The 22,378-nt window shown below is 66.0% G+C and carries 17 protein-coding genes and 2 rRNA genes; 1 reads left to right on the forward strand and 18 read right to left on the reverse strand.

What is annotated here, in order from left to right; translation table 11 throughout:
- Window positions 1–2: 2 nt before the first annotated feature.
- The 14 genes from aceF to VGM71_RS15710 form a co-directional block, all read right to left on the reverse strand.
- On the reverse strand, window positions 3–1,718 hold the full coding sequence (aceF, locus tag VGM71_RS15645) for a dihydrolipoyllysine-residue acetyltransferase (protein ID WP_331546823.1): 1,716 nt from the start codon (window positions 1,716–1,718) through the stop codon (window positions 3–5).
- A 283-nt stretch (window positions 1,719–2,001) separates the two neighbouring features.
- Entirely contained in the window at window positions 2,002–2,874 is an 873-nt protein-coding gene (locus VGM71_RS15650; RefSeq protein ID WP_331546825.1) for a mechanosensitive ion channel family protein, read from the reverse strand.
- A 209-nt stretch (window positions 2,875–3,083) separates the two neighbouring features.
- Complete coding sequence (locus tag VGM71_RS15655) at window positions 3,084–5,411, reverse strand: carboxy terminal-processing peptidase (protein WP_331546828.1); 2,328 nt, start codon at window positions 5,409–5,411, stop codon at window positions 3,084–3,086.
- A 31-nt stretch (window positions 5,412–5,442) separates the two neighbouring features.
- A complete protein-coding gene (gene lipA / locus VGM71_RS15660) occupies window positions 5,443–6,441 on the reverse strand; it encodes a lipoyl synthase (protein WP_331546830.1) in 999 nt (332 codons plus the stop codon).
- Between the two features lie 13 nt (window positions 6,442–6,454).
- A complete protein-coding gene (lipB, locus tag VGM71_RS15665) occupies window positions 6,455–7,123 on the reverse strand; it encodes a lipoyl(octanoyl) transferase LipB (RefSeq protein ID WP_331546832.1) in 669 nt (222 codons plus the stop codon).
- A gap of 186 nt (window positions 7,124–7,309) precedes the next feature.
- On the reverse strand, window positions 7,310–7,600 hold the full coding sequence (locus tag VGM71_RS15670) for a YbeD family protein (RefSeq protein ID WP_331546834.1): 291 nt from the start codon (window positions 7,598–7,600) through the stop codon (window positions 7,310–7,312).
- Between the two features lie 12 nt (window positions 7,601–7,612).
- Complete coding sequence (locus tag VGM71_RS15675; RefSeq protein WP_331546836.1) at window positions 7,613–8,836, reverse strand: D-alanyl-D-alanine carboxypeptidase family protein; 1,224 nt, start codon at window positions 8,834–8,836, stop codon at window positions 7,613–7,615.
- Window positions 8,837–8,873: 37 nt separating this feature from the next.
- Entirely contained in the window at window positions 8,874–10,070 is a 1,197-nt protein-coding gene (locus VGM71_RS15680) for a septal ring lytic transglycosylase RlpA family protein (RefSeq protein WP_331546838.1), read from the reverse strand.
- Between the two features lie 155 nt (window positions 10,071–10,225).
- The gene (gene mltB, locus VGM71_RS15685) at window positions 10,226–11,251 is read right to left on the reverse strand and encodes a lytic murein transglycosylase B (protein WP_414675151.1); all 1,026 of its coding nucleotides are present in this window, start codon (window positions 11,249–11,251) and stop codon (window positions 10,226–10,228) included.
- Between the two features lie 163 nt (window positions 11,252–11,414).
- Complete coding sequence (gene rodA, locus VGM71_RS15690; RefSeq protein ID WP_414675152.1) at window positions 11,415–12,491, reverse strand: rod shape-determining protein RodA; 1,077 nt, start codon at window positions 12,489–12,491, stop codon at window positions 11,415–11,417.
- Window positions 12,492–12,531: 40 nt separating this feature from the next.
- Complete coding sequence (gene mrdA, locus VGM71_RS15695; RefSeq protein WP_331546842.1) at window positions 12,532–14,541, reverse strand: penicillin-binding protein 2; 2,010 nt, start codon at window positions 14,539–14,541, stop codon at window positions 12,532–12,534.
- Entirely contained in the window at window positions 14,538–15,029 is a 492-nt protein-coding gene (gene mreD, locus VGM71_RS15700) for a rod shape-determining protein MreD (RefSeq protein ID WP_331546844.1), read from the reverse strand. The genes mrdA and mreD overlap by 4 nt, the downstream gene beginning before the upstream one ends.
- On the reverse strand, window positions 15,026–15,985 hold the full coding sequence (gene mreC / locus VGM71_RS15705; protein ID WP_331546846.1) for a rod shape-determining protein MreC: 960 nt from the start codon (window positions 15,983–15,985) through the stop codon (window positions 15,026–15,028). The genes mreD and mreC overlap by 4 nt, the downstream gene beginning before the upstream one ends.
- Window positions 15,986–16,035: 50 nt before the next feature.
- Window positions 16,036–17,082, reverse strand: coding sequence for a rod shape-determining protein (locus VGM71_RS15710; RefSeq protein ID WP_331546848.1), 1,047 nt, complete (start codon window positions 17,080–17,082; stop codon window positions 16,036–16,038).
- A gap of 272 nt (window positions 17,083–17,354) precedes the next feature.
- On the opposite strand from VGM71_RS15710, the gene VGM71_RS15715 reads away from it, so the two are divergent.
- The gene (locus VGM71_RS15715) at window positions 17,355–18,290 is read left to right on the forward strand and encodes a carbohydrate kinase family protein (RefSeq protein ID WP_331546850.1); all 936 of its coding nucleotides are present in this window, start codon (window positions 17,355–17,357) and stop codon (window positions 18,288–18,290) included.
- A 102-nt stretch (window positions 18,291–18,392) separates the two neighbouring features.
- Here the strand turns inward: VGM71_RS15715 and glpK are convergent, their stop codons facing one another.
- The 4 genes from glpK to VGM71_RS15735 all read right to left on the reverse strand — a co-directional run.
- Entirely contained in the window at window positions 18,393–19,901 is a 1,509-nt protein-coding gene (gene glpK, locus VGM71_RS15720; protein WP_331546852.1) for a glycerol kinase GlpK, read from the reverse strand.
- Window positions 19,902–20,061: 160 nt separating this feature from the next.
- Window positions 20,062–21,558, reverse strand: coding sequence for a glycerol-3-phosphate dehydrogenase (gene glpD / locus VGM71_RS15725; protein WP_331546854.1), 1,497 nt, complete (start codon window positions 21,556–21,558; stop codon window positions 20,062–20,064).
- Between the two features lie 350 nt (window positions 21,559–21,908).
- Window positions 21,909–22,023 (reverse strand): 5S ribosomal RNA (gene rrf / locus VGM71_RS15730).
- A 117-nt stretch (window positions 22,024–22,140) separates the two neighbouring features.
- A 23S ribosomal RNA gene (locus tag VGM71_RS15735) occupies window positions 22,141–22,378 on the reverse strand; the annotation flags it as partial.

Consider the following 22,378-nt stretch of genomic DNA (forward strand, 5'->3'; position numbering starts at 1 on the left):
GGTCAGAGCAGCAGGCGACGGATGTCGCCGAGCTGGTTGCCGAGATAGACGGCGAAGCGCGCGGCCAGCGCGCCGTCGATCACGCGGTGGTCGTACGACAGCGACAGCGGCAGCATCAGGCGCGGCGCGAATTCCTTGCCGTTCCAGACAGGCTTCATCTGCGCCTTCGACACGCCGAGGATCGCCACTTCCGGTGCATTGATGATCGGCGTGAACGCGGTGCCACCAATGCCGCCGAGCGAGGAAATCGAGAAGCAGCCGCCCGACATGTCGTTGGCGGTGAGCTTCTTGTCGCGCGCCTTCTTCGAGATCTCGCCCAGTTCGGCGGCGAGCTCGAGCAGGCCCTTCTTGTCGGCGTCGCGGATGACCGGGACGACCAGGCCGTCCGGCGTGTCCACGGCGATGCCGATGTGGAAGTATTTCTTGAGCGTGAGCTTCTCGCCCGACGCGTCGAGCGAGGCGTTGAAGGTGGGAAACTTCTTCAGTGCCGCGACCACCGCCTTGATCTGGAACACCAGCGGGGTGATCTTGAGATCCTTGTTCTCCTCGCCGAGCTTCTTGCGGAAGGCTTCCAGCTCGGTGATGTCCGCGTCTTCGTACTGCGTGACGTGCGGGATCATCGCCCAGTTGCGGGCGAGGTTGGCGCCGGAAATCTTCTGGATGCGGGTCAGCGGCTTTTCTTCCACTTCACCGAACTTGCTGAAGTCCACCTTCGGCCACGGCAGCAGGTTGAGACCGCCACCAGCGGCGACAGTACCGCCCGCGGACGGCGCGGCGCCGGAGGTCATCACCTGCTTCACGTAGTGGGTGACGTCGTCCCGCTGGATGCGGCCACCACGACCGCTGCCCTTCACCTGGGCCACGTCCACGCCGAGCTCGCGCGCGAAGGCGCGCACGGCCGGGCTGGCGTACGGTGCGTTGTCCGGCATGACCGCGCTGGCGTCGAACGACACCGGCGGCGTGCGCGGTGCGCCGCCTACCGGGGCGTCGGCAGCAGCGGGCGCCGGGGCGGCTTCGCGCTGCGGTGCGGGCGCCGGGGCATCGGCCACGCCGGGCTTGTCAGTGGACGGTGCCGGCTGGGCGCCGGCGGAAGCGGCTTCACCGCCCTCGCCTTCGAGGATGGCGATGACGTGGCCGTCGTTGACCTCGTCGCCGACCTTGACCTTCAGTTCCTTGATCGTGCCCGCGGACGGCGCGGGGATATCCATGGTGGCCTTGTCGGACTCGAGCGTCATGAGGCTCTGGTCTTTCTCGACGCGATCGCCGGCCTTGACCATGATCTCGATGATCGGCACCGGCTTGCCGCCGATGTCGGGAACCTTCACTTCGACCGGACCGGACGACTTCGAGGCTGACGGGGCCTTCGCGGCGGCAGGCGCCGGAGCCAGCGCGGAAGCCGGAGCCTGCGCGGAAGCCGGAGCCTGCGGGGCCACGGGCTTGGGCGCTTCGCTCTTCGGAGCCGCGGCGGCTGAAGCGTCGCCCTCGGCTTCCACCAGCGCGATCAACGCGCCTTCGTCGACTTCGTCGCCGACCTTGACCTTCAGTTCCTTGATGACGCCGGCAAAGGGCGCCGGCACTTCCATCGTGGCCTTGTCGGATTCGAGCGTCACGAGGCTCTGGTCCTTCTCGACGCGATCGCCGACCTTGACCATGATTTCGATGATCGGCACCGGTTTGCCACCGATATCGGGAATGCGGGCTTCTTTGACGTCGGCCATGGAACCTCCTAGAAACAGGCGCTTGCGGGCGGACGAACCCGCTGGCGGGGGAATGGGGGCGCCCATGCTGCGGCGCAACCGGTCGATTGTAATCCCTCGGGAGTGCGGCCGGACTCGTTTTCCACGATTAAAACGGACGTTGGGGCGGAATTTCTGGTTTGCACCGGGGTTCTGGGCCGCTCCACGTCTTGTAGGAGCGCGCCCTGCGCGTTTATGCCCGCGTCGGGTACGACAGATTGTCGCCCCGGTCTTTGGGTTTGCGCGCCAGCTCCGGGGGATGGGCTTAGGAGCGGTCGCGCGCAGGGCGCGCTCCTACGGGTGTGTCGGCGGATGCCGGGCCCACCAGCCGGATCTCGCTCTGCGGATACGGGAGGGTGATGCCCTCTTCGTCGAAACGCTCCTTGATGCGGCGGAGCAGTGCGGTCTGTGCTTCCCACATGTCGGTCGTGGTAGCCCAGCCGCGGATGACGAGGTTCACGCTGGAATCGCCCAGGCCCTCCGTCCACACACCCGGCGCCGGGTCCTTGAGGATCCGCGGTTCGGCGGCGAAAAGATCCTGCACCAACTGCATCGCCTTGCCGATGTCATCGCCGTAGCCGATGCCTACCTTGAGCTCGAAGCGCCGTGTGCCGCGCACGTTGTAGTTGATGATGGCGTCGCCGCCCACCTTGGCGTTCGGCACGACGGCCTGCCGGTTGTCGGGCGTGATGAGGTAGGTATGCATGAGGTTCACGCTTTCCACCGTGCCGTCGACGCCGCCCACGGTGACGAAGTCGCCCACGCGGAAGGGGCGGAACAGGATCAGCAGCACGCCCCAGGCAAGGTTGGACAGCGAACTGTTGAGCGCCAGGCCGATGGCCAGGCCAGCGGCACCGATCGCGGCGATGAACGACGCCGTGGGCACGCCCATCGTGCCGAGCACCTGGATGAAGAGCAGCGCCAGCATCACACCGTAGATGAGGTTGCGCAGGAACAGCGCGAGGGTGACGTCGACGCGGGCGCGCACGAGGGCGCGACGGCCGAAGTTGGCGAGACGCGCGGCGATCCAGAAGCCGATCACCAGCAGGAGGACGGCGAGGCCGATCCGGATGGCGTACGTGGTGATCAACACACGCATGGCGTGGTCGATGCCGAGGCGGTCGAGGAGATCGATCATGGTCCCTGCCCTTGTGCGGAAAAATCCGCATCGAGGCTAGCAGGTATGCCGTGAATATGTGATCGGTCGCCACCTGTAGGAGCGCGCCTTGCGCGCGACAGATTTTGAGGCCGTGAGCAGCAGGGCCTGTTTCTCTTAGCGAAAACCTGTCGCGCGCAAGGCGCGCTCCTACAGGTCCCACGAAAAAGGCGCCTTGCGGCGCCTTTTCGTTACGGGGTGCTGTCGGTTGCCGGTTTTGCCGGCACCTGTGCCGTTTGCGGCGCGTCGATCTTGCGGCCGCCGTAGGGCAGTACCTGTGCCGCCAGCTTGGTGTCCGTCTTGATCATCGCCACTTCGTCGCCAACGATGTGGGCCGCCTCGTCCAGCGGCGTGTCCTTCGCCTTCTTGGCGTCGGCTTCCTGCTTGATCTCGGACTTGATGCTGCGCTCGTTTGGATTCAGGCCGTCGTCGGCCGAGTTGCCCGTGTCGCCCAGTTCGGCCGGGCTGCCGTCGCCGCCGAAGATCGCCTTGCGGCGGTTGCGGAAGTCGGTCTGCATGGCATCGAACTGCTTGCGCTCCGTCTGGCGGGCGGCGAAGTTGAGCGAGATGTCGGTCTTGTCGCGCAGCTTCTGGTATTGCGCCAACTCGTCGAGCATCAGCTTCCACGCCGGCGAAGTCGCCACGCGTGCCTGGTGCTTCTCGTTGAGCGGCCCGATGATCGGCTTCAGGTCGGCGACCGGCTTGTAATCGGCCGGATCGATATGCCGCCACGGCAGCGCGTTATCGTAGGTGGACTCGCCGAATTCCTTCGCGTCGCCGTTCTGCGGGAACTGCACGTCGGGCGTGACGCCGCGCATCTGCGTGCTGTCGCCGTTGATGCGGATGAACTCGGCGATGGTCATCTTGAGTTCGCCGTACTTCGCGTCCTCGCCGGTGGTGGCTTTGCCAAAGCGGTCGAGGTCCACCAGGTTCTGCACGGTGCCCTTGCCGAAGGTGGGCTCGCCGATGATAAGGCCGCGGCCGTAATCCTGGATGGCCGCCGCGAAAATCTCCGACGCGGAGGCCGAACCGCGGTTGACCAGCACGGCCATCGGGCCATCCCACGCCATGCCCGGCGCGTCGTCGCCCTGGGCGTCGACCTGGCCGCGTGCGTCGCGCACCTGCACCACCGGGCCGGTGTCAATGAACAGGCCGGTGAGTTCGGTGGCTTCGTTGAGCGAACCGCCGCCGTTGTTGCGCAGGTCCATGATCACGCCCTCCACCTTCTGCGCCTTCAGCTCGGTGAGCAGCTTGGAGACGTCGCGGGTGGCGCTCTTGAAGTTGGCGTCGCCGTTACGGCGCGCGCCAAAGTCCTGGTAGAAGGTGGGTAATTCGATCACGCCGATCTTGCGCGTGACGTCGCCGTCCTTCACGTCGATGACCTTCGACTTGGCGGCCTGCTCCTCCATCGTGACCTTCTTGCGGACGAGGGTCACGATTTCATGCTTGCCGTCCACGCCGGCGTCGGCCGGGAGGATCTCGAGGCGGACGGTGGTGTCCTTCTTGCCGCGGATGAGCTTCACCACGTCGTCCTGGCGCCAGCCGACCACGTCGACCATGGAGCCGGTTTCGCCCTGGCCGATGGCCACGATGCGGTCGCCCGGCTTCATCTTGCCGGACTTGTTCGCCGGGCCGCCGGGAACGAGTTCGCGGATGGTGGTGTAGTCGTCGCGCGCTTGCAGCACCGCGCCGATGCCCTCCAGCGACAGCCGCATCGCGATGTCGAAGGCATCCGCGGCGCGGGGGCCGAGGTAGTCGGTATGCGGATCGGTGGAGTTCGCGTACGCGGTCATGAAGGCCTGCGTGGCGTCCTCGTCGTCAAGCTGGCGCACGCGCGTGATGTACGTGGCGTAGCGCTTGTCGAGCGTCTTGCGAATGTCGTCGTCGCTTTTGCCGGCCAGCTTCAGGCGCAGCCAGTCGTTCATCGTGCGCTTGCGCCACACGTCGTCGAGTTCGGCCTGGTTCTTCGGCGCGGCGGCCTTCTTGCGGTCGAAGTTGAAGCTGTCGTTGCCGCTGAAGTCGAAGCCCTTCTTCAGCAGGCTGCGCGCGTAGTTCATGCGGTCGACGGCGCGCGTGATGTACAGGTTGAACACCGAGAACGGACCGGAAAGGTCCTGGTTCCAGATGGCGTCGTCCAACTGCGTCTTCAGCGGCTCGAACTTGGCCAGGTCTTCCTGGGTGAAGAAGACCTTCTCGCTGTCGAGCGAATCCATGTAGGCCTTGTAGATCTTGGCCGACATGGCGTCGTCGAGCGGCTGGGCCTGGTAGTGAAAGCGGGTGAGGAAGCGCGCGGATAGCTGCGACGCCTGCGTCTCTGCCTGGGTGGGCTTCAACGGCAGGCTGGATTCCTTCCGCTGCGGCTGCGGCGACGTGGCGGCTTCGGAGGCGTCCTTGGGCTGCGGGGCGGACTTCGTCGCCGGCGCGGTCGTTGCGGGCTGCTGCTGTGGAGCGGCGGCCTGTGCCTGGACGCCCGCGGCCGACAAGGCCAGCAGGAGGGCGATCGCGGGGCGAAGAATCATGTAGTCGAAGCCTCGGTGTGCGTTGGGGCGCTTATTCGACGACGCCGGCGGCATGAGCCATCAGGTCGGCATGGTAGGAGGATCGCACCAACGGGCCGGAAGCGACATGGGAGAAACCCATGGCCTCGCCAGCGACACGCAGCGCCTCGAATTCGTCCGGCGTCCAGTAGCGGACCACGGGGTGATGGTGCGCCGTCGGCTGCAGGTACTGGCCGATGGTGATCATGTCGACGTTATGAGCGCGTAGATCCCGCATGGTTTCCAGCACCTGCTCCATCGTCTCGCCCAGGCCCAGCATGATGCCGGACTTGGTGGGCACGGACGGGTGCTGCGCCTTGAAGTTCTTCAGCAGGTCCAGCGACCACTGGTAATCGGCGCCCGGACGGACTTCGCGGTACAGGTGCGGGACCGTTTCCAGGTTGTGGTTGAAGACGTCCGGCGGGAAATCCTTCAGGACTTCCAGCGCGCGCTCCATGCGGCCCTTGCCGCGGAAATCCGGGGTGAGGATCTCGATGCGGATGTCCGGGCTGGCGTGGCGCACCGCGCGGATGCACGAGGCGAAGTGCTCGGCGCCGCCGTCGCGCAGGTCGTCGCGGTCCACCGAGGTGATCACCACGTAGCGCAGGCGCATGTCGCGGATGGTCTCGGCCAGGCGCGCCGGCTCCATCGGATCGGGCGGCAGCGGGCGGCCGTGGGCCACGTCGCAGAACGAGCAGCGGCGGGTGCAGACCTCGCCGAGGATCATGAAGGTGGCGGTGCCCTTGGAGAAGCACTCGTGGATATTCGGGCAGGAGGCTTCCTCGCACACCGTGACCAGCGAGTTTTCGCGCAGGCGCGCCTTCAGCTGCTGCACGGCATTGCCCTGGGGCAGGCGCACGCGGATCCAGCCGGGCTTGCGCAACACCGGCTGCGTGCTGTCGAAGTCGGCGCGGTTAAGCCCGATCTTGTCGTTGCCCAGCATCTTCTCGCCGGGCTTGTCGACGACGGCGATGGGGATGCTGCGGGAGGGGGAAGCGGAAGTCTGGCTCATAGGGGCTACAGCCTCAGACCGCAAGGCGCGCGGGGAGTTCGGGAAGGGTGGGATCGACGGGCACGGCGTGGAAGCCGAACTGCTTGCAGAATTCCTGTACCAGGACATCTTCCACGTCCACCAACCGCGACGGACCTCCCAAGTCTAACACCTGGGTGACCTCCAAACCCTTGTAGCCGCAGGGATTGATGCGGTGGTAAGGCTCGAGGTCCATGTCCACGTTGAAAGCCAGGCCATGGAAGCTGCAGCCGCGGCGGATGCGCAGGCCCAGGGCGGCCACCTTGGCCCCCGCCACGTACACGCCAGGGGCACCCTCGAGGCGCTCGGCCCCGATATTCCACTCGCCCAGGGTGTCGATGATGGCCTGTTCGATCCGGTTGACCAGCTCGCGCACGCCCACGCCCGTGCGGCGCAGGTCGATCAGGGGGTAGGCCACGATCTGGCCTGGGCCGTGGTAGGTCACCTGACCACCGCGATCCACCCGCACCACGGGGATATCGCCCGCGAACAGCACGTGCTCCGCCAGTCCCGCCTGCCCCAGCGTGAACACCGGGTCGTGCTCCAGCAGCCACAGCTCGTCGACGGTGTCGTCGGTGCGGTTGTCGGTGAAGGCGCTCATGGCCTTCCAGGTGGATTCGTAGGGGACGCGCCCCAGCCGGCGGACGTTGAGGGGGAGGGTCATGGGGGGATGGGGTTGGAGGGGATTTGGGGAACGTGTGGGCGAGGCCCTTCTTGCACAAGGATACGCCCGGCAGGGCGGTAGGAGCGCGCCCTGCGCGCGACAGTTTTTCGCGAAGAGCAACAGGTCCTGCTGCTCACGGTCCCAAAACATGTCGCGCGCAGGGCGCGCTCCTACGGGGCGCCGGGCTTACATCGTGAAGCGGATGTTCTCGTCCGCCCGCAGGGTGCTGTGCGCCTCGAGGTACTTCTCACGGCTCGGTGCCACGAAGCTCACCGTCACCGACTGGTAATTGCCGGCCAGCGTGAGCTTGGTCGAGAGCGTTTCGTGCAGCACCTCCAGGCCGATGCCGTGCAGGAGTGCCAGCACGTGCTTGTCGAGGCCCGCGTTGGCGTTGCCGATCGCGGTAATCTCGAACTCGCCCGGGAACTGGAAGCCCTTCCCTTCTTTCTGTGCATCGCTGAAATCGATCTCGCGCATGATCGCTTCCTCTTATTTCTTGGCGCTGTCGTCGCTGTGGAACCACAGCATGATCGTGTCCCAGAGGCGCGAGAAGAAGCCGCCTTCGGGCGCATCGGCGAGAGCCACCAGCGGCTTGGTGAGCACGGGCTGGCCGTCGAGCGTGACGCGCAATGTGCCTACCTGCTGGCCCTTCCTGAACGGCGCGATCAGGGTGGCCGGAATGTCGAGGTTGGCCTTCAGCTTGTCGTAATCGCCGCGCTTGACCGAAACCAGGGCGTCTTCGGTGAGGCCCAGCGCGATGGTGTTCTCAGCGCCCTTCCACAGTTTCGGCGTGGCCAGCGGCTTGTTGGCCTCGTACAGTTTGTGCGATTCGTAGAAACGGAACCCGTAGTTGAGCAGCGCCAGCGCGGCATCGGCGCGGCCCTTCTCGCTGTTGGCGCCCATCACGATGGCGATCATGCGTGCATCGCCCTGCTTCGCCGAGGCGGCGAGGCAGTAGCCGGCAGCGGCCGTGTGACCGGTCTTGATGCCGTCCACGGTGTTGTCGCGCCACAGCAGCAGGTTGCGGTTGTGCTGCTTGATGCCGTTCCACTCGAACTCCTTCACCGCCGAGATCGCATAGTCCTCGGGAAAGTCGTGGATCAGCGCGCGCGAGAGGATCGCGATGTCACGGGCCGTCGTGAAGTGGTTGGAAATGGGGTAACCCGACGCGTTCTGGAAATTCGAGTGGGTCATGCCCAGCTGCTTCGCGTACGCGTTCATCAGGTTCGCGAACGCCGGCTCGGAACCCGCCGTGTGCTCGGCCAGCGCGATGGCGGCGTCGTTACCGGACTGGATGATCATGCCGTACAGCAGGTCTTTCAGCGGCACCTGGCTGTTGAGCTTCAGGAAGCTGGTGGAACCGTCGGTGCCCGCGCCGCCGCCACGCCATGCGTTCTCGCTGATCGTGACCGGGTCGGTCATGTGGATCTTGCCGTTGCCGACTTCGGCGGACACGACGTAGTCGGTCATCACCTTGGTGATCGACGCCGGCTCCACCTGCATGTCCGGGTCTTTCGACGCGATGATCTGCCCGGTGTTGTAGTCCATCAGCACCCAACTCTTGCCCTCCACTTCCGGCGGCGGCGGCACCGGCGCCTCGGGCACCACGGGGCGCGGCACGGACGGGCGGGGCGGCGTCTGCTGCGCCACGGTCACGCCGGCGACGAGCGCGGCGGCGGCGAAAGCGAACAGGGAACGGGGCAAGAGCTTCATCGTTTCAGCGGTCCAGTCAAAACAGGAAAAAAGAGGGTCAGTCTACCGCGACCTGCGGCCTGGGCAGGCCCATGCCGGCGATCCGGTCGGTGAGGCGATCGGCGGTGTCCACATCGGAAAGCGGCCCGACACGCACGCGGCGCAGGTTCCGTCCACCCGCCTGGAACTCCACGACACTGACAGGCCCGAGGCCGGCCCGGTTCAATTGGTCGGCCACGTGTTGGGCATTCGCGGCATCCGAGAAGGCGCCGACCTGGAGGTAAATGCTTGGTTTTCCGGGCACCGGGGGAGTGATGTTGCCTGTGGGAGCCGGGGTCTTCGGAGCGACCGAGGTTGCGGGCGGCAGGGCTTGCGCGGGGGAAATATCCGTCATGCCGGCGACGCTGCCATCGTCGTTTTCTTCGGCATCACCCGTGCTTGGGACGACGGCCGCGCCCATGGCGCCCACCGCCGCTGCCGGCGTCGCCACCGTCCGTGGCGAGGGCGGCCGCGCCAATGTAGGAGCCGCTATCGCGGCGACGGGACCCTGCCTCGGCGCTTCACCGCTCCCTTGGCTTCTCGCCGCTATAGCGGCTACGGGTGGAGAGGCTTCTACCGGCGGTGCGGTGACCGGCGCGGGCTTCGGCGCGGTGTTCACATAGGGCGCGCCGCGATCGCTGCCCGGATCGTTCGGGTCGATCGCGCGCACTTCCACCAGGCCCGTGCCTTTGGGCCACACACCAATCCTCACGGCGGCGGCAAAAGAGAGGTCGATGATGCGGTTCTCGTGGAACGGGCCGCGATCGTTGATGCGGACGATGACGCTCTTGCCGTTCTCCAAGTTGGTGACGCGCGCGTAGCTCGGCAGCGGCAAGGTCTTGTGCGCCGCCGAGAACTGGTACATGTCGTACGCCTCGAGGCTCGAGGTCTTGTAGCCGTGGAATTTGTTCCCGTAGAACGACGCGATGCCGCGCTCCACGTAACCATGCGGGCTCGGCAGCACGTTGTAGGTCTGCCCCAGCACGGAATACGGCGATTTGTTCCCATACAGCGAGCGCGGCTCTGCCTTAGGCACCGGCTCGGGAAGCTTGCTCACATCCGGCGCATCGGTGGGAACGCTGTCGCTCCGGCTGCGGTAGCGACTGGACTGGCCCTTGCGGATGTCGTCGTAGCCGCGCGACGAGGAGGACGGGGAACCGCTGCCGCGGGATGAGGGGCGGGAATTCTTCGAGCCGCCGCAGGCGGTGAGGAGCACTGCAACCAGGATGACGGCGAGCCACCGTAGGAGCGCGCCCTGCACGCGACGCCGTTGGGGCCTTGAGCCACAGGGCCTGTTGCTCTCCGCGAATAGCTGTCGCGCGCAGGGCGCGCTCCTACATGTCAACAGCACCGCCCCCACGGCGTGCTGCTTCATCGCGGTGCCGCCACGCGCGCACGGATTTCCTGCGCCAACTGGTCCACCGCCATCGCGTACATCGGACTGCGGTTATAGGTGGTGATCACGTAGAAGTTCTGGAAGGTGAACCAGTATTCGTTGCCGGACGGGCCGTCCAGGCGTACGAGTTGCGCATCGCGACCGGGATTCAGATGCCGCAGCGGCGCGAAGCCTTCAGCCATGAAGGATTCCACGGGTGCGGCGGGGCGCCAGTCCTTCGGTACACCGGGTGCCGCGGCGCGGGCATCGGGCTGGGCCCGTGCGGCGATGGGACCGCCGGCTTCCCAACCGTGCTGCGCGAAGTAATTCGCCACGCTGGCGAAGATGTCGCCCATCGAGCCCTTCATGTCGATGCGGCCGTCGCCGTCGTAGTCGACGCCCCAGTCACGGATGGACGAGGGCATGAACTGACCCCAGCCCTGCGCGCCGGCATAGGAGCCCGTGAGGGTGTCGAGAGGGCCGCCGAGATGGTTCTGCGGCAGCTCCAGCAGGACTTTCAGCTGTTCGCGGAAGAACGGCGCGCGCTTCGGGTAGTAGAAGGCCAGTGTTGCCAGCGCATCCAGCACCTTCCATTTGCCGGTATTGCGGCCGTAGAAGGTTTCGACGCCCACGATGGCCACGATGTATTCGGGCGGCACGCCGTATTTGCGCCCGATGTCGTCGAGCAGCGCACGGTGCTCGCGATAGAAGTCGGCACCTGCCGAGATGCGCTGTTCGGTGAGGAAGATCGGACGGTAATCACGCCACGGCTTGCCTTCGGCCGGCCGGCTGATGGCGTCTAGGATCGCCTGTTGCTTCCTCGCTCCGTCGAGCAGCACATTCAGCGACGCCCTGCTTTTTCCGGTGTCTTTCGCCACTTCGCCCACCAGCTTCTCCTGCCCCGGGTGGGTACCGGCGTAGGCGGTGGTGGCGAACAGTAGGGGGAAGGCGATCATCGCGCCGGCGAGGCGCGGGAAGAGGCGTGCGGGACGTGCGCGGCGCGCGGCGAGAACTTCATCCATGCGCCGAAGCGTAACACGCGTATCTGGCGTATCCGGGACAAGCCTGGGCACGCGTTCAGGCTGTAGGAGCGCGCCCTGCGCGCGACATCTTTTCGCGCCAGTCCCCTGGCTGGCGCGCCAGCTCCCAGGTCCGGCGAAAACCTGTCGCGCGCAGGGCGCGCTCCTACTCGTGCAGTTTGCGATTTGCGTGGATCGACATCAGCACGCCGAAGCCCGTGAGCAGCGAGACCGCGGACGTGCCGCCGTAGCTCACCAGCGGCATCGGCACGCCGACCACCGGCAGGATGCCGGCCACCATGCCGCCGTTCACCGCCACGTAGACGAAGAAGCTCATGCCGATGGCGCCCGCGAGCAGGCGCGAATAGGTGTCGCGCGCGTTCATCGCGATCCACAGGCAGCGGCCGATGATGAAGGCGTAAAGCAGCATGATGGCGATGACGCCGATCAGCCCGAACTCCTCCGAGAACACCGCGAAGATGAAGTCGGTGGTGTGCTCGGGCAGGAAATCCAGGCGCGACTGCGTGCCATGCTGCCAGCCCTTGCCGAAAACACCGCCGGAACCCACGGCGATCTTCGACTGGATGATGTGCCAGCCGTTGCCCAGCGGGTCGGATTCGGGGTCGAGCATCGTGCGCACGCGGTTGCGCTGGTACTCGTGGAGGAACTGCCAGGCCACCGGTACCGTCGCCGCGGCGCCGCTCACCAGGAGTCCGATGCGCCACCAGGCCATGCCCGAGAGGAACAATGCGAAGGCGCCGGCACCGGCCACCAGCAACGCCGTGCCGAGGTCGGGCTGTTCGGCGATGAGGCCCGCCGGCACCGCGATGAGCAGGCCCACCACGGCGATGTCCTTCCAGCCGGGCGGAAGCTGGCGCGGGTGCAGGTACCAGGCCACCATCATCGGCATGGTGAGCTTGAGCAGTTCGGACGGCTGGAAGCGCATCACCCCCAGATCGAGCCAGCGGTAGGCCCCCCTGCCCTCGCCCAGCACGGCCACGACCACGAGCAGCGCCGTACTGCCCATGTAGAGCCAGGGCGTCCACGAGCGCAGCACGGGCGGCGGGATGCGCGAAATGATCAGCAGCAGCACGGCGCCGAGCACGAAACGCGCGGCCTGCCCGCCCACCAGCGAGTAATTGCCGCCACCGGCGCTGTAGAGCGTGGCCAGGCCGGCGCAGGCGAGCAGGAAGAGCGCCAGCAGCAACGGCAGGTCAAGCCGCGGCCGGGTGAGCATGCGCATGCCGAAGCGCTTCAGGCGAACGGATAGTTGCTCGAGCACGTTACTGGTCCTCGCCGTTGTCGTAGGGCGGCGCGGTGCTTCCCGCGGCGGCGGGTGGCGTGTCCACGGACGATGCTTCCGCGGCCTCCGCCTCGGGAACGGTGTCGGCCGTGACGATCTGGCCGGGCGTCGGATCGACCGGACGCTGTCCGCCTTCGTCCACCACCCACTGGTCGAGGACCTTGCGGGCGATGGGGCCCGAATCCTCCGCGCCCCAGGCGCCCGCCTCGAGCACCACCGTCACGGCGATCTTCGGATCGTCGGCCGGCGTGTACGCGATGAACAGCGCGCGGTGGCGGCTGGCCAGGTAGGCCTTGTTCTTGTTGGTGTCGTACGCATCGGTCTTGCGCGAGAAGCGCTCGGCCGTGCCGCTCTTGCCAGCGATGATGAAGGGGAAGCCGATGCCCAGCTTCTTGCCGGTGCCCTTGCCCGAGTTGATCACCGCTTCCATGCCCTCGTTCACCGCATCCCAGTCGGCCGCCTTGCGGATCACGGACGGACCGGTGGGCGGGAAAGACTGCGGCACGCGAGCGCTGTCAACGCCATCCTGCGTGGCAAGCAGCAGGTGCGGCGCATAGGGCACGCCGCGCCCGGCGAAGGTAGCCACGGCATGCGCGAGCTGGATCGGCGTGACCGCCCAATAGCCCTGGCCGATGCCCGAGATGATGGTTTCGCCCGGGTACCAGCCCGCCTTGCTGCGCGTGGCCTTCCATTCGCGGGAGGGCAGCACGCCCTCCACTTCGCCGACCAGGTCGATGCCTGTCTTCTTGCCGAAGCCCAGCTTGCCCATCCACGCGGACAGGCGGTCGATGCCCATGTCCAGCGCGAGCTTGTAGAAGTAGGTGTTGGTGGAGTGTTCGATGGCCTGCACCATGTTCACCACGCCATTGCCACCGCGCACGTCGTCGCGGTAGCAGCGCGACTGCCCCGGAATGCAGAACTCGCCGGTGGAAAGCACCGTGTCGCTGGGCCTGCGGATACCCATCGTCAGGCCGCCGAGGGCGAGGAAGGGTTTTATCGTGGAGCCGGGCGGATACACACCGCGCAAAGCGCGGTTGTACAGAGGCTTATCGGGCGCCGTGGTCAGCTCCTTGTAGTCGGCGGAGCTGATGCCGTTGACAAAGAGGTTCGGATCGAAGCTCGGCTCGCTGGCGAAGGCCAGCACCTGGCCGCTCCGCGGGTCGATGGCGATCGCGGCGCCGGCACGGCCGTGCATCGCTTCTTCCGCGGCCTTCTGCAAGCGCACGTCGATGCTGAGGTAGATGTTCTTGCCCGGCGTGGGCGGCGTGGTGTCTAGCACGGCCTGGGTGCGCCCGTCGGCGTTCACCTCGACCAGCTCGTAGCCCGGCTGGCCGTGCAGCAGCTTCTCGTAATACCGCTCGATGCCAATGCGGCCGATGTGCGTGGTGCCCTTGTAGCTGGCCTCTTCTTCCTCATCCATGCCTTCGAGGTCGTCCGCGTCGATGCGGCTCACGTAGCCGATGACATGGGCGAGCTGCGAACCCATGGGGTAGCGCCGGGTGAGGTACGGCACCACGTCCACGCCGGGGAACTGCCAGCGGTTCACGGCGAAGCGGCCGATTTCGTCCTCGGTGAGCTTGAGCTTGAGCGGCACGCCTTCGAAACGCCGGCCTTGCTTCACCTGCTTTTTGAAGGCGGCGACGTCCTCGTCACTTAGCGGCACGATCGCGCCGAGCCGCTTCAGCATGTCGTCCATGTCGGCGACCTGCTCGGGCGTGACTTCGAGCCGGAAGGCCGGCACGTTGTCGGCCAGCAGCACGCCGTTGCGGTCGTAGATGAGTCCGCGCGCGGGCGGAATGGCGCGCGGCTTCACGCGGTTCTGGTCGGAGCGCACCACGAACTCGTCGTGGTGCAGCACCTGCAGGTACACGTAACGCACGCACACGGCGGCCAGGCCGAGCAGGATCAGCGCGAAGCCGGCCACGGCGCGGCGGCGGAACAGCGCCAGTTCGCCGCGGACCTCCTTGATCGAGGCGCGCCGCCGGCTCATGCCTCGTGGATGCGCAGGCGCGCGCGCAGATCGTCGAGGATGAGGAACACGAACGGCCACAAGGCCGCGCCGACCAGCGGCGAGATCCAGTATTCCGGCGGCGGCAGCGGATCGCCGCTGAACAAGCGCACCAGCATCAGCAGGACGCGATCGTTCACGAGAAGGCCCAGCACCGCGAGCGACTGCTGCCACATGGGGAAGAAGCGCAGGCGAGAGCGGAAGCGCAGCGCGATGAACACCATCGCGGTCAGGCGCAGGGCCTGTTCGCCGAGCAACATGCCGTCGAACAGGTCTGCCGCCACGCCCAGGCTGAAGGCCAGGCCGAGGGTGACCCGGTCACCGGACTGCAGGCACCAGTAGAGCAGCACCAGTGCGGGCCAGTACGGCTTCAACGGCGTGAGCGGACCCGGCAATGGAATCAGCATGAGGAACAGCGAGATCAGCAGCGTGGAGGCGAACCACAGCTGGCGGACGCGAACCCGGTTCATGGCGCACCCCCGGACGGTGCCGAAGCGGCGGGCGACGCGACCGGTGCATTCGGATCGGGGGCCAGGCTGGCGGGCGGACCGGCCTCCGGAGCGGGTGCCGGGGGACCGGCGCCTTCCGCCAGGTCGTGCAGCAGGAGCACGTCCTCGCTGCGGTCGAGGTCCGCGGCCGGCGTGGCCTGGGCTGACAGGAAGGTGCCCGAGGGCGTCTGCGCCACGTCGCGGATCTCGCCCACGGGAAAACCCACCGGGAAGCGCCCGCCAAGGCCTGAGGTGACGAGCTTGTCGCCGGCCTGCACGTCCGCCGAGACCGGGATGTTCGGCAGCGAAAGCATATCGCCCGCGCGCGAACCGTAGGCGATGGTGCGCAGGCCGGTACGTTCGATGGTCACGGGAATGGCATGGTTCGGGTCGGTGATCAGCATGGCCACGGACGTGGTGGGAAGTACCTCGACGATCTGGCCCATCACGCCGCGGGCATCGATCACCACCTGGCCGGTCTGTACCTTGTCGCGCGCACCCACGTTGAGCACGATGCGGTGACGGAAGCCGCCGAGGTCCACCCCGATCAGGCGCGCGAGCTGCACATTGAGCGAGAGGCTGTGCTGGGTGTCGAGCAGCTCCTTCAGGCGCTGGTTCTGCTCGGCCACGGACGCCATGCGGTTGAGCTTGGCGTTAGCCAGTAGCAGGTCCTCACGAAGGCGCTGGTTCTGCTCGGTGAGGCGCTGGCGGTCGGCGAAAGCGACCGTCACCGCCTGGAAACCCTGCGACGGCAAGCCGGCGATGCGATAGACCGGCTCGACCACGAGAGACAAGCCATAGCGCACGCTCGGCAACCAGCCGCCGCGATGGTCGAGCACCATGAGCACGCAGGCAAACGCGAGGTAGACGATGAGACGCAGCGTCCCCGCCACGCCAGCCGCGAACAGGGGCGACTTGTCGTCGCGATTGAGGGCCATGTGTCAGGCCGTCCCCGTGCGCTCGGACATCCCGCCCGTGCGCGCCATCATCATTCGAACGCGAAGAAATCGCTGCCGTGCTGGTCGATCATCTCCAGGGCCTTGCCGCCACCGCGCGCCACGCAGGTGAGCGGGTCGTCGGCCACCTGCACGTGCAGGCCGGTTTCCTCGGAGATCAGGCGATCCAGATCGCGCAGCAACGCGCCGCCACCCGTGAGCACGATGCCGCGCTCGGCCACGTCGGAGCAAAGCTCCGGCGGGGTCTGTTCCAGCGCCGCCTTCACCGCCGCCACGATGCCCGACAGCGGCTCGTGCAGCGCTTCCAGCACCTCGTTGGAGTTGATCAGGAACATGCGCGGCACGCCCTCGGCGAGGTTTCGGCCGGAAATCTCGATCTCGCGGACTTCGCTCTGCGGGAAGGCGCAGCCGATCTCGAGCTTGATCCGCTCGGCGGTGGACTCGCCGATCAGGGTGCCGTGGTTGCGGCGCACGTAGTTGATGATGGCCTCGTCGAAGCGGTCGCCGCCGACGCGCACGGACTGCGAGTAGACGATGCCGTTGAGCGAGATGACGGCCACCTCGGAGGTGCCGCCGCCGATATCCAGCACCATGGAGCCGCGCGCCTCGTGCACCGGGATGCCGGCGCCGATCGCGGCGGCCATGGGCTCCTCGATGAGGAAGACGTCGCGGGCACCGGCGCCTTCGGCCGATTCCTTGATGGCCCTGCGCTCCACCTGGGTGGAACCGCAGGGCACGCAGACCAGCACCCGCGGGCTCGGGCGCAGCATGCGCGACCGGTGCACCTGCTTGATGAAGTGCTGCAGCATCGCCTCGGTCATGGTGAAGTCGGCGATGACGCCATCCTTCATCGGGCGCACCGTGGCGATGTTGCCCGGGGTGCGCCCCAGCATGCGCTTGGCGTCGCCACCGACGGCCGCCACGGCGCGGGGACCGCCCGGACCACGGTCCTGGCGGATCGCCACCACCGACGGCTCGTTGAGGACGATACCCTGCCCGCGCACATAAATGAGCGTGTTCGCCGTGCCGAGGTCGATGGAAATGTCGTTCGAAAAGAGTCCGCGGAACTTCTTAAACATGATGCGGCGGGCGCCCATAGCGGGAAAAAGTAAGCGTGCGAGTCTAGATTGGCGCCCTCCCCCACGCAAGGGCACAGTCGTTAAGAAAGCCTTGTAAGTCCGGATGATGCGAGCGGAACTTACCTGCCCAAGGCAATGCACGGCAGGTTCGGGAGGTCGCCTCCTGGCTCGTTTTTAGGTACGATTTGCAGGTTTGCCGGACCCCGTGCGGGCGGCGTTTCTCGCTGCGGCCTCCCGGTCGCGCCAATCCACTTCCAGGGTCACCCCATCGCATGACTGCCGTTATCTGCGGATCGTTAGCCTATGACACCATCATGGTGTTCCAGGACCAGTTCAAGAACCACATCATTCCTGATCAGGTGCATATCCTGAACGTGTCGTTCCTGGTGCCGGCGATGCGCCGCGAGTTCGGCGGTTGCGCGGGCAACATCGCCTACAACCTGAAGCTCCTCGGCGGCGAGCCCATGCCGGTGGCCACGGTGGGCCAGGACTTCGCGCCGTACCGCGCGCACCTGGAGAAGTTCGGCATCCGCCTCGACGGCGTGCGCCAGTTCGACGACCAGTTCACCCCCCAGTGCTTCATCACCACCGACCTGGATAACAACCAGATCACGGCCTTCCATCCTGGCGCGATGTCCAGCGCGCAGGAAAACCACGTGCGCGACATCGCGCATTGCACCTTCGGCATCGTCGCGCCGGACGGCCGCGAAGCGATGCTCCAGCACGTGGACGAATTCTCCGCGCGCGGCGTGCCCTTCATCTTCGATCCGGGCCAGGCCATGCCGTTGTTCAACGGCGACGAATTCCGCTCGATGATCACGAAGTCCACGTACGTCATCGTCAACGACTACGAGTCGCAGCTGCTGCAGCAGCGCACCGGCTGGAGCGCTTCCGAGATCGCATCGAAGGTCACCGCGTACATCGTGACGCAGGGGCCGCGCGGCTCGCTGATTCATGTGGATGGCCAGACGGTGGAGATCCCGCCGGCGCGCGAACGCCAGGTGGTGGATCCCACCGGCTGCGGCGACGCGTATCGTGCCGGCCTCATCTTCGGCATCATGAAGGGCTACGACTGGCCGACCATCGGCCGCATGGCCTCGCTGATGGGCGCGCTGAAGGTCGAGCATCCCGGCACGCAGAATCAGTACTTCACGTACGAGCAGTTCGCGAACGAGTTCCAGGACCAGTTCGGATACGCGCTGGCCTGACCGTTGTAGGAGCGCGCCCCGCGCGCGACAGCCTTTCGCGAGGTGTTACAGGACCTGTAGCCATAACGCGAAAGGCTGTCGCGCGCAGGGCGCGCTCCTACATCAGTTGCGGGGTTTGAACCCCATCGCCGCGTTCACTGCCTGCTTCCAGCCTTCGTACAGATCGTCCCGGCGTTCTTTCGTCATCGCCGGCTTGAACTCGCGATCGACCGCCCAACGCATGGCGATGTCGTTCTTGTCCTTCCAGAACCCGACAGCGAGGCCGGCGAGATATGCCGCACCTTGCGCCGTCGTCTCCTGCACCTTCGGCCGCAGCAAGGTCACGTCGAGAATGTCCGCCTGGAACTGCGCCATGAAATCGTTCGCGATGGCGCCTCCGTCAGCACGCAGTTCCTTAAGTTTGATGCCCGCGTCGGCCTGCATGGCCTCGAGGACGTCGCGCGTCTGATAGGCCATCGACTCCAGCGCGGCGCGGATGAACTGCTCTTTCGTCGTGCCACGCGACAGACCGAACACGGCGCCGCGCACGTCGCTTTTCCAGTACGGCGCACCCAACCCGACGAACGCAGGTACGACGTAGACGCCGCCGTTGTCCTTCGCGCGCTCCGCATACGCCTGCGAATCGGACGCCTTGCCGAACATCCGCAATCCATCGCGCAACCATTGCACCACCGAGCCTGCCACGAAGATGCTGCCCTCAAGGGCGTACTCCACCTTTCCGCCCACGTCCCACGCGATGGTGGTCAGCAATCCGTTCGTCGAACGCACGGCCTTCCCACCGGTGTTCATGAGCATGAAGCATCCCGTTCCGTACGTATTTTTCGCCAGGCCTTCCTCGAAGCAGGCCTGACCGAATAGCGCGGCCTGCTGGTCGCCGGCGATGCCGGCAATCGGTACTTCCTTGCCGAAAAAGTGCCTGGCTTGTGTATCGCCGTAGACCTCGCTGGACGATTTCACGTCGGGCAGCATCGCGCGAGGCACGGCGAGCATCCGCAGCAGTTCGTCATCCCACTCGCGGGCATGGATGTCGTACATCAGCGTACGCGAGGCATTGGTGGCATCGGTGACATGCACCTTGCCGCCGGTCAGATTCCAGATCAGCCAGGTGTCGATGGTGCCGAAGAGCAGTTCGCCGGCCTCCGCCCTTGCCTGGGCACCCTCCACGCGGTCGAGGATCCAGCGCACCTTGGTGCCGGCGAAATAAGGGTCGATCAGGAGCCCGGTTTTCTCGCGGACGGATTCCTCGTGGCCTTCAGCCTTGAGCCTGTCGCAGATATCGGCGCTCTGCCGCGACTGCCAGACGATGGCGTTATGGATCGGCTGGCCCGTACTCCTCTCCCACACCACCGTGGTCTCGCGCTGGTTGGTGATGCCGATGCCCGCGATGCGCGACGGATCGACCTGCGCGTTGCTGATGACCTCGGTCATTGTCGACAGCACGCTGGTCATGATGTCGCGCGGGTTGTGCTCCACCCATCCCGGCTGCGGGAATATCTGCGGGAATTCGCGCTGCGCCATGCCGGCGATGCCGCCATCGTGGTCGAAGAGCATCGCGCGCGAACTAGTCGTGCCCTGGTCGATGGCGAGGATGTACGACGTTTTTGTGTTCACGCTGGATCCTCATTCCCGTTGTAGGAGCGCGCCCTGCGCGTTTATGCCCGCGTCGGGTACGACATGTTTTGAGGCTGTGAGGTGGAGTTGGCGCGCAGGGTGGGGATTGGGGCGAAGAACTGTCGTACCCGACGCGGGCATAAACGCGCAGGGCGCGCTCCTACAGCTTCCGTGTCGCTGATGAAAGGTAGCCCGTAAGGCGCTGCACATCCGGTGGTGCGATACGCAGGCCCAGCTTGCTCCGGCGCCACAGGATGTCCTCGGCCGCTGTGGCCCATTCGTGACGGACCAGGTAATCCACTTCCACTTGGTAGAGATCGGCGCCGAAGTGCTCGCCCAGGTCGTACAGGCTGCCTGCTTCGCCCAGCAGATCACGCGCCCGTGTGCCGTAGCTGTACACCAGGCGCCACGCCAGCGCCTCCGGCAGCCAGGGGCGCGTGGAAAGAACATCCTCGAGCAGCGCTTCGATATCGCGCTCACCGCCGCCCGGAAGCGGCCTTGCATCCGCGGTCCAGGCGGGATGGTCGTTGCCGAGCAATGGCGCGAGGATGTCCATGGCCTCTTCCGACAGCTTGCGGAACGTCGTGAGCTTGCCACCGAAGACGCTCAGCAGCGGTGGCCCGTTGCGGTCCACGTCCAGGAGGTAATCGCGCGTGACCTCGGACGCTGCGCCGGAATCGTCCTCCAGGAGCGGGCGCACGCCGCTATAGCTCCAGACGACGTCGTCTGGACCCAGTTGTTTCTTGAAATAGCGGTTCGCCGCGTCGCACAGATAACCGACTTCCTCCGGTGTGATGACCGGATGCGATGGATCGTCGATGTACTCGACATCTGTCGTGCCGAGCAGCGTGAAATCGCGCTCGTACGGGATGGCGAAGACGATGCGCCGGTCGGGTTGCTGGAAGATGTACGCGTAGCGGTGATCGAATATTCCGGGCACCACGATGTGGCTGCCCTTGACCAGGCGCAGCGAGCGATCGTGCTTCACATGCGCCACCTCGTCCAGGAATCGCGCCGCCCATGGCCCCGCGGCGTTCACGAGAGCGCGGGCCTTCACGAAGTGCCTGCGGCCATCGGCGGACTCGAGCTCGGCGGTCCAGCTGCCCCCATCGCGCCTGGCGCTGAGGCAGCGTGTATGGGTCTGGATGCGCACGCCACGCCGGGCGGCGTCCATCGCATTGAGCACCACCAGGCGTGCATCCTGCACCCAGGCGTCCGAGTACACAAAGCCCGTGTGGAATTCGTCGCGCAGCGGCTGACCGGTGACGTGCTTGGCGAAGCGGATGCGCCGCGAGCCGGGAAGCGTACGGCGGCCCCGGCCAAGGTGGTCGTAAAGGAGCAGCCCGATACGGATCATCCACTCCGGCCGCAGATGCGGCTGGTGCGGAAGGACGAAGCGCAGTGGCCAGATGATGTGCGGTGCGGCGCGTAGCAGCACCTCGCGCTCCGCGAGCGCCTTGCCGACCAGGGCGAACTCGAACTGCTCCAGGTAGCGCAGCCCGCCATGGATAAGCTTCGTGCTCGAACTGGAGGTATGGGAAGCGAGATCGTCGCGCTCGCAGAGCCAGACGCTGAGGCCTCGTCCGGCCGCGTCGCGCGCGATGCCGACCCCATTGACGCCGCCACCAACCACGAGGACATCGACCTGCTCGATCATTGTTCTTTTCCCGGTGGAAGGACGGTCCTGCCGAGCGAGATGATAGCGCGGCCCAAACGTTGCCGAGTTGTAGAGCTCGAACGTTGTAGGAGCGCGCCTTGCGCGCGACAGATGTTGGGGCGAGGCCGTGGAGCTGGCGCGTGCGCCTGGGGAATGGTGCGAGAAGCTGTCGCGCGCAGGGCGCGCTCCTACAGCGGGTCGCGCGGCGCGCAAAAGAAAAAACCCGGCCTCTAATGAGACCGGGTTTTAGGATAAAGCCCCTGGCGGTGACCTGTTGCTGAGCGTGCCCGTTGGGCACGACAGCAAAGAAAAAACCCGGCCTCTAAAGAGACCGGGTTTTAGGATAAAGCCCCTGGCGGTGACCTACTCTTGCATGGCTTGAGCCACACTACCATCGGCGCATGCGCGTTTCACTTCTGAGTTCGGGAAGGGATCAGGTGGGACCACGCCGCTATAGCCGCCAGGGAAGGGGTGGGAGCAGCGCAGGTGCGCCGGCTCCACAGAGGGTGTAAACGAGTGACAAGCGTCCGGAATCGGAAGCGAGTAGAGAGATGTTAAGACGGTGAAGCGTCTTGGGGTTATATGGTCAAGCCTCACGGCTCATTAGTACACGTAAGCTCAATGCATTGCTGCACTTCCACACCGTGCCTATCAACCACCTAGTCTTGATGGTGCCTTTAGGAGAGTCAAGCTCTCGGGAGATCTCATCTTGGGGCGTGCTTCCCGCTTAGATGCTTTCAGCGGTTATCACTTCCGTTCGTAGCTACCGGGCAATGCCATGGGCATGACAACCCGAACACCAGCGGAACGTCCACTCCGG

The organism is Luteibacter sp. (genome assembly GCF_036499525.1).
In the GTDB taxonomy this organism is placed as follows: Bacteria; Pseudomonadota; Gammaproteobacteria; order Xanthomonadales; family Rhodanobacteraceae; genus Luteibacter.

Excerpts from the sequence above, each read along its gene's own strand:
- aceF (WP_331546823.1), bottom strand. The coding sequence starts at position 1,718 with ATGGCCGACGTCAAAGAAGCCCGCATTCCCGATATCGGTGGCAAACCG.
- VGM71_RS15650 (WP_331546825.1), bottom strand. The coding sequence starts at position 2,874 with ATGATCGATCTCCTCGACCGCCTCGGCATCGACCACGCCATGCGTGTG.
- VGM71_RS15655 (WP_331546828.1), bottom strand. The coding sequence starts at position 5,411 with ATGATTCTTCGCCCCGCGATCGCCCTCCTGCTGGCCTTGTCGGCCGCG.
- lipA (WP_331546830.1), bottom strand. The coding sequence starts at position 6,441 with ATGAGCCAGACTTCCGCTTCCCCCTCCCGCAGCATCCCCATCGCCGTC.
- lipB (WP_331546832.1), bottom strand. The coding sequence starts at position 7,123 with ATGACCCTCCCCCTCAACGTCCGCCGGCTGGGGCGCGTCCCCTACGAA.
- VGM71_RS15670 (WP_331546834.1), bottom strand. The coding sequence starts at position 7,600 with ATGCGCGAGATCGATTTCAGCGATGCACAGAAAGAAGGGAAGGGCTTC.
- VGM71_RS15675 (WP_331546836.1), bottom strand. The coding sequence starts at position 8,836 with ATGAAGCTCTTGCCCCGTTCCCTGTTCGCTTTCGCCGCCGCCGCGCTC.
- mltB (WP_414675151.1), bottom strand. The coding sequence starts at position 11,251 with ATGGATGAAGTTCTCGCCGCGCGCCGCGCACGTCCCGCACGCCTCTTC.
- rodA (WP_414675152.1), bottom strand. The coding sequence starts at position 12,491 with ATGCGCATGCTCACCCGGCCGCGGCTTGACCTGCCGTTGCTGCTGGCG.
- mrdA (WP_331546842.1), bottom strand. The coding sequence starts at position 14,541 with ATGAGCCGGCGGCGCGCCTCGATCAAGGAGGTCCGCGGCGAACTGGCG.
- mreD (WP_331546844.1), bottom strand. The coding sequence starts at position 15,029 with ATGAACCGGGTTCGCGTCCGCCAGCTGTGGTTCGCCTCCACGCTGCTG.
- mreC (WP_331546846.1), bottom strand. The coding sequence starts at position 15,985 with ATGGCCCTCAATCGCGACGACAAGTCGCCCCTGTTCGCGGCTGGCGTG.
- VGM71_RS15710 (WP_331546848.1), bottom strand. The coding sequence starts at position 17,082 with ATGTTTAAGAAGTTCCGCGGACTCTTTTCGAACGACATTTCCATCGAC.
- VGM71_RS15715 (WP_331546850.1), top strand. The coding sequence starts at position 17,355 with ATGACTGCCGTTATCTGCGGATCGTTAGCCTATGACACCATCATGGTG.
- glpD (WP_331546854.1), bottom strand. The coding sequence starts at position 21,558 with ATGATCGAGCAGGTCGATGTCCTCGTGGTTGGTGGCGGCGTCAATGGG.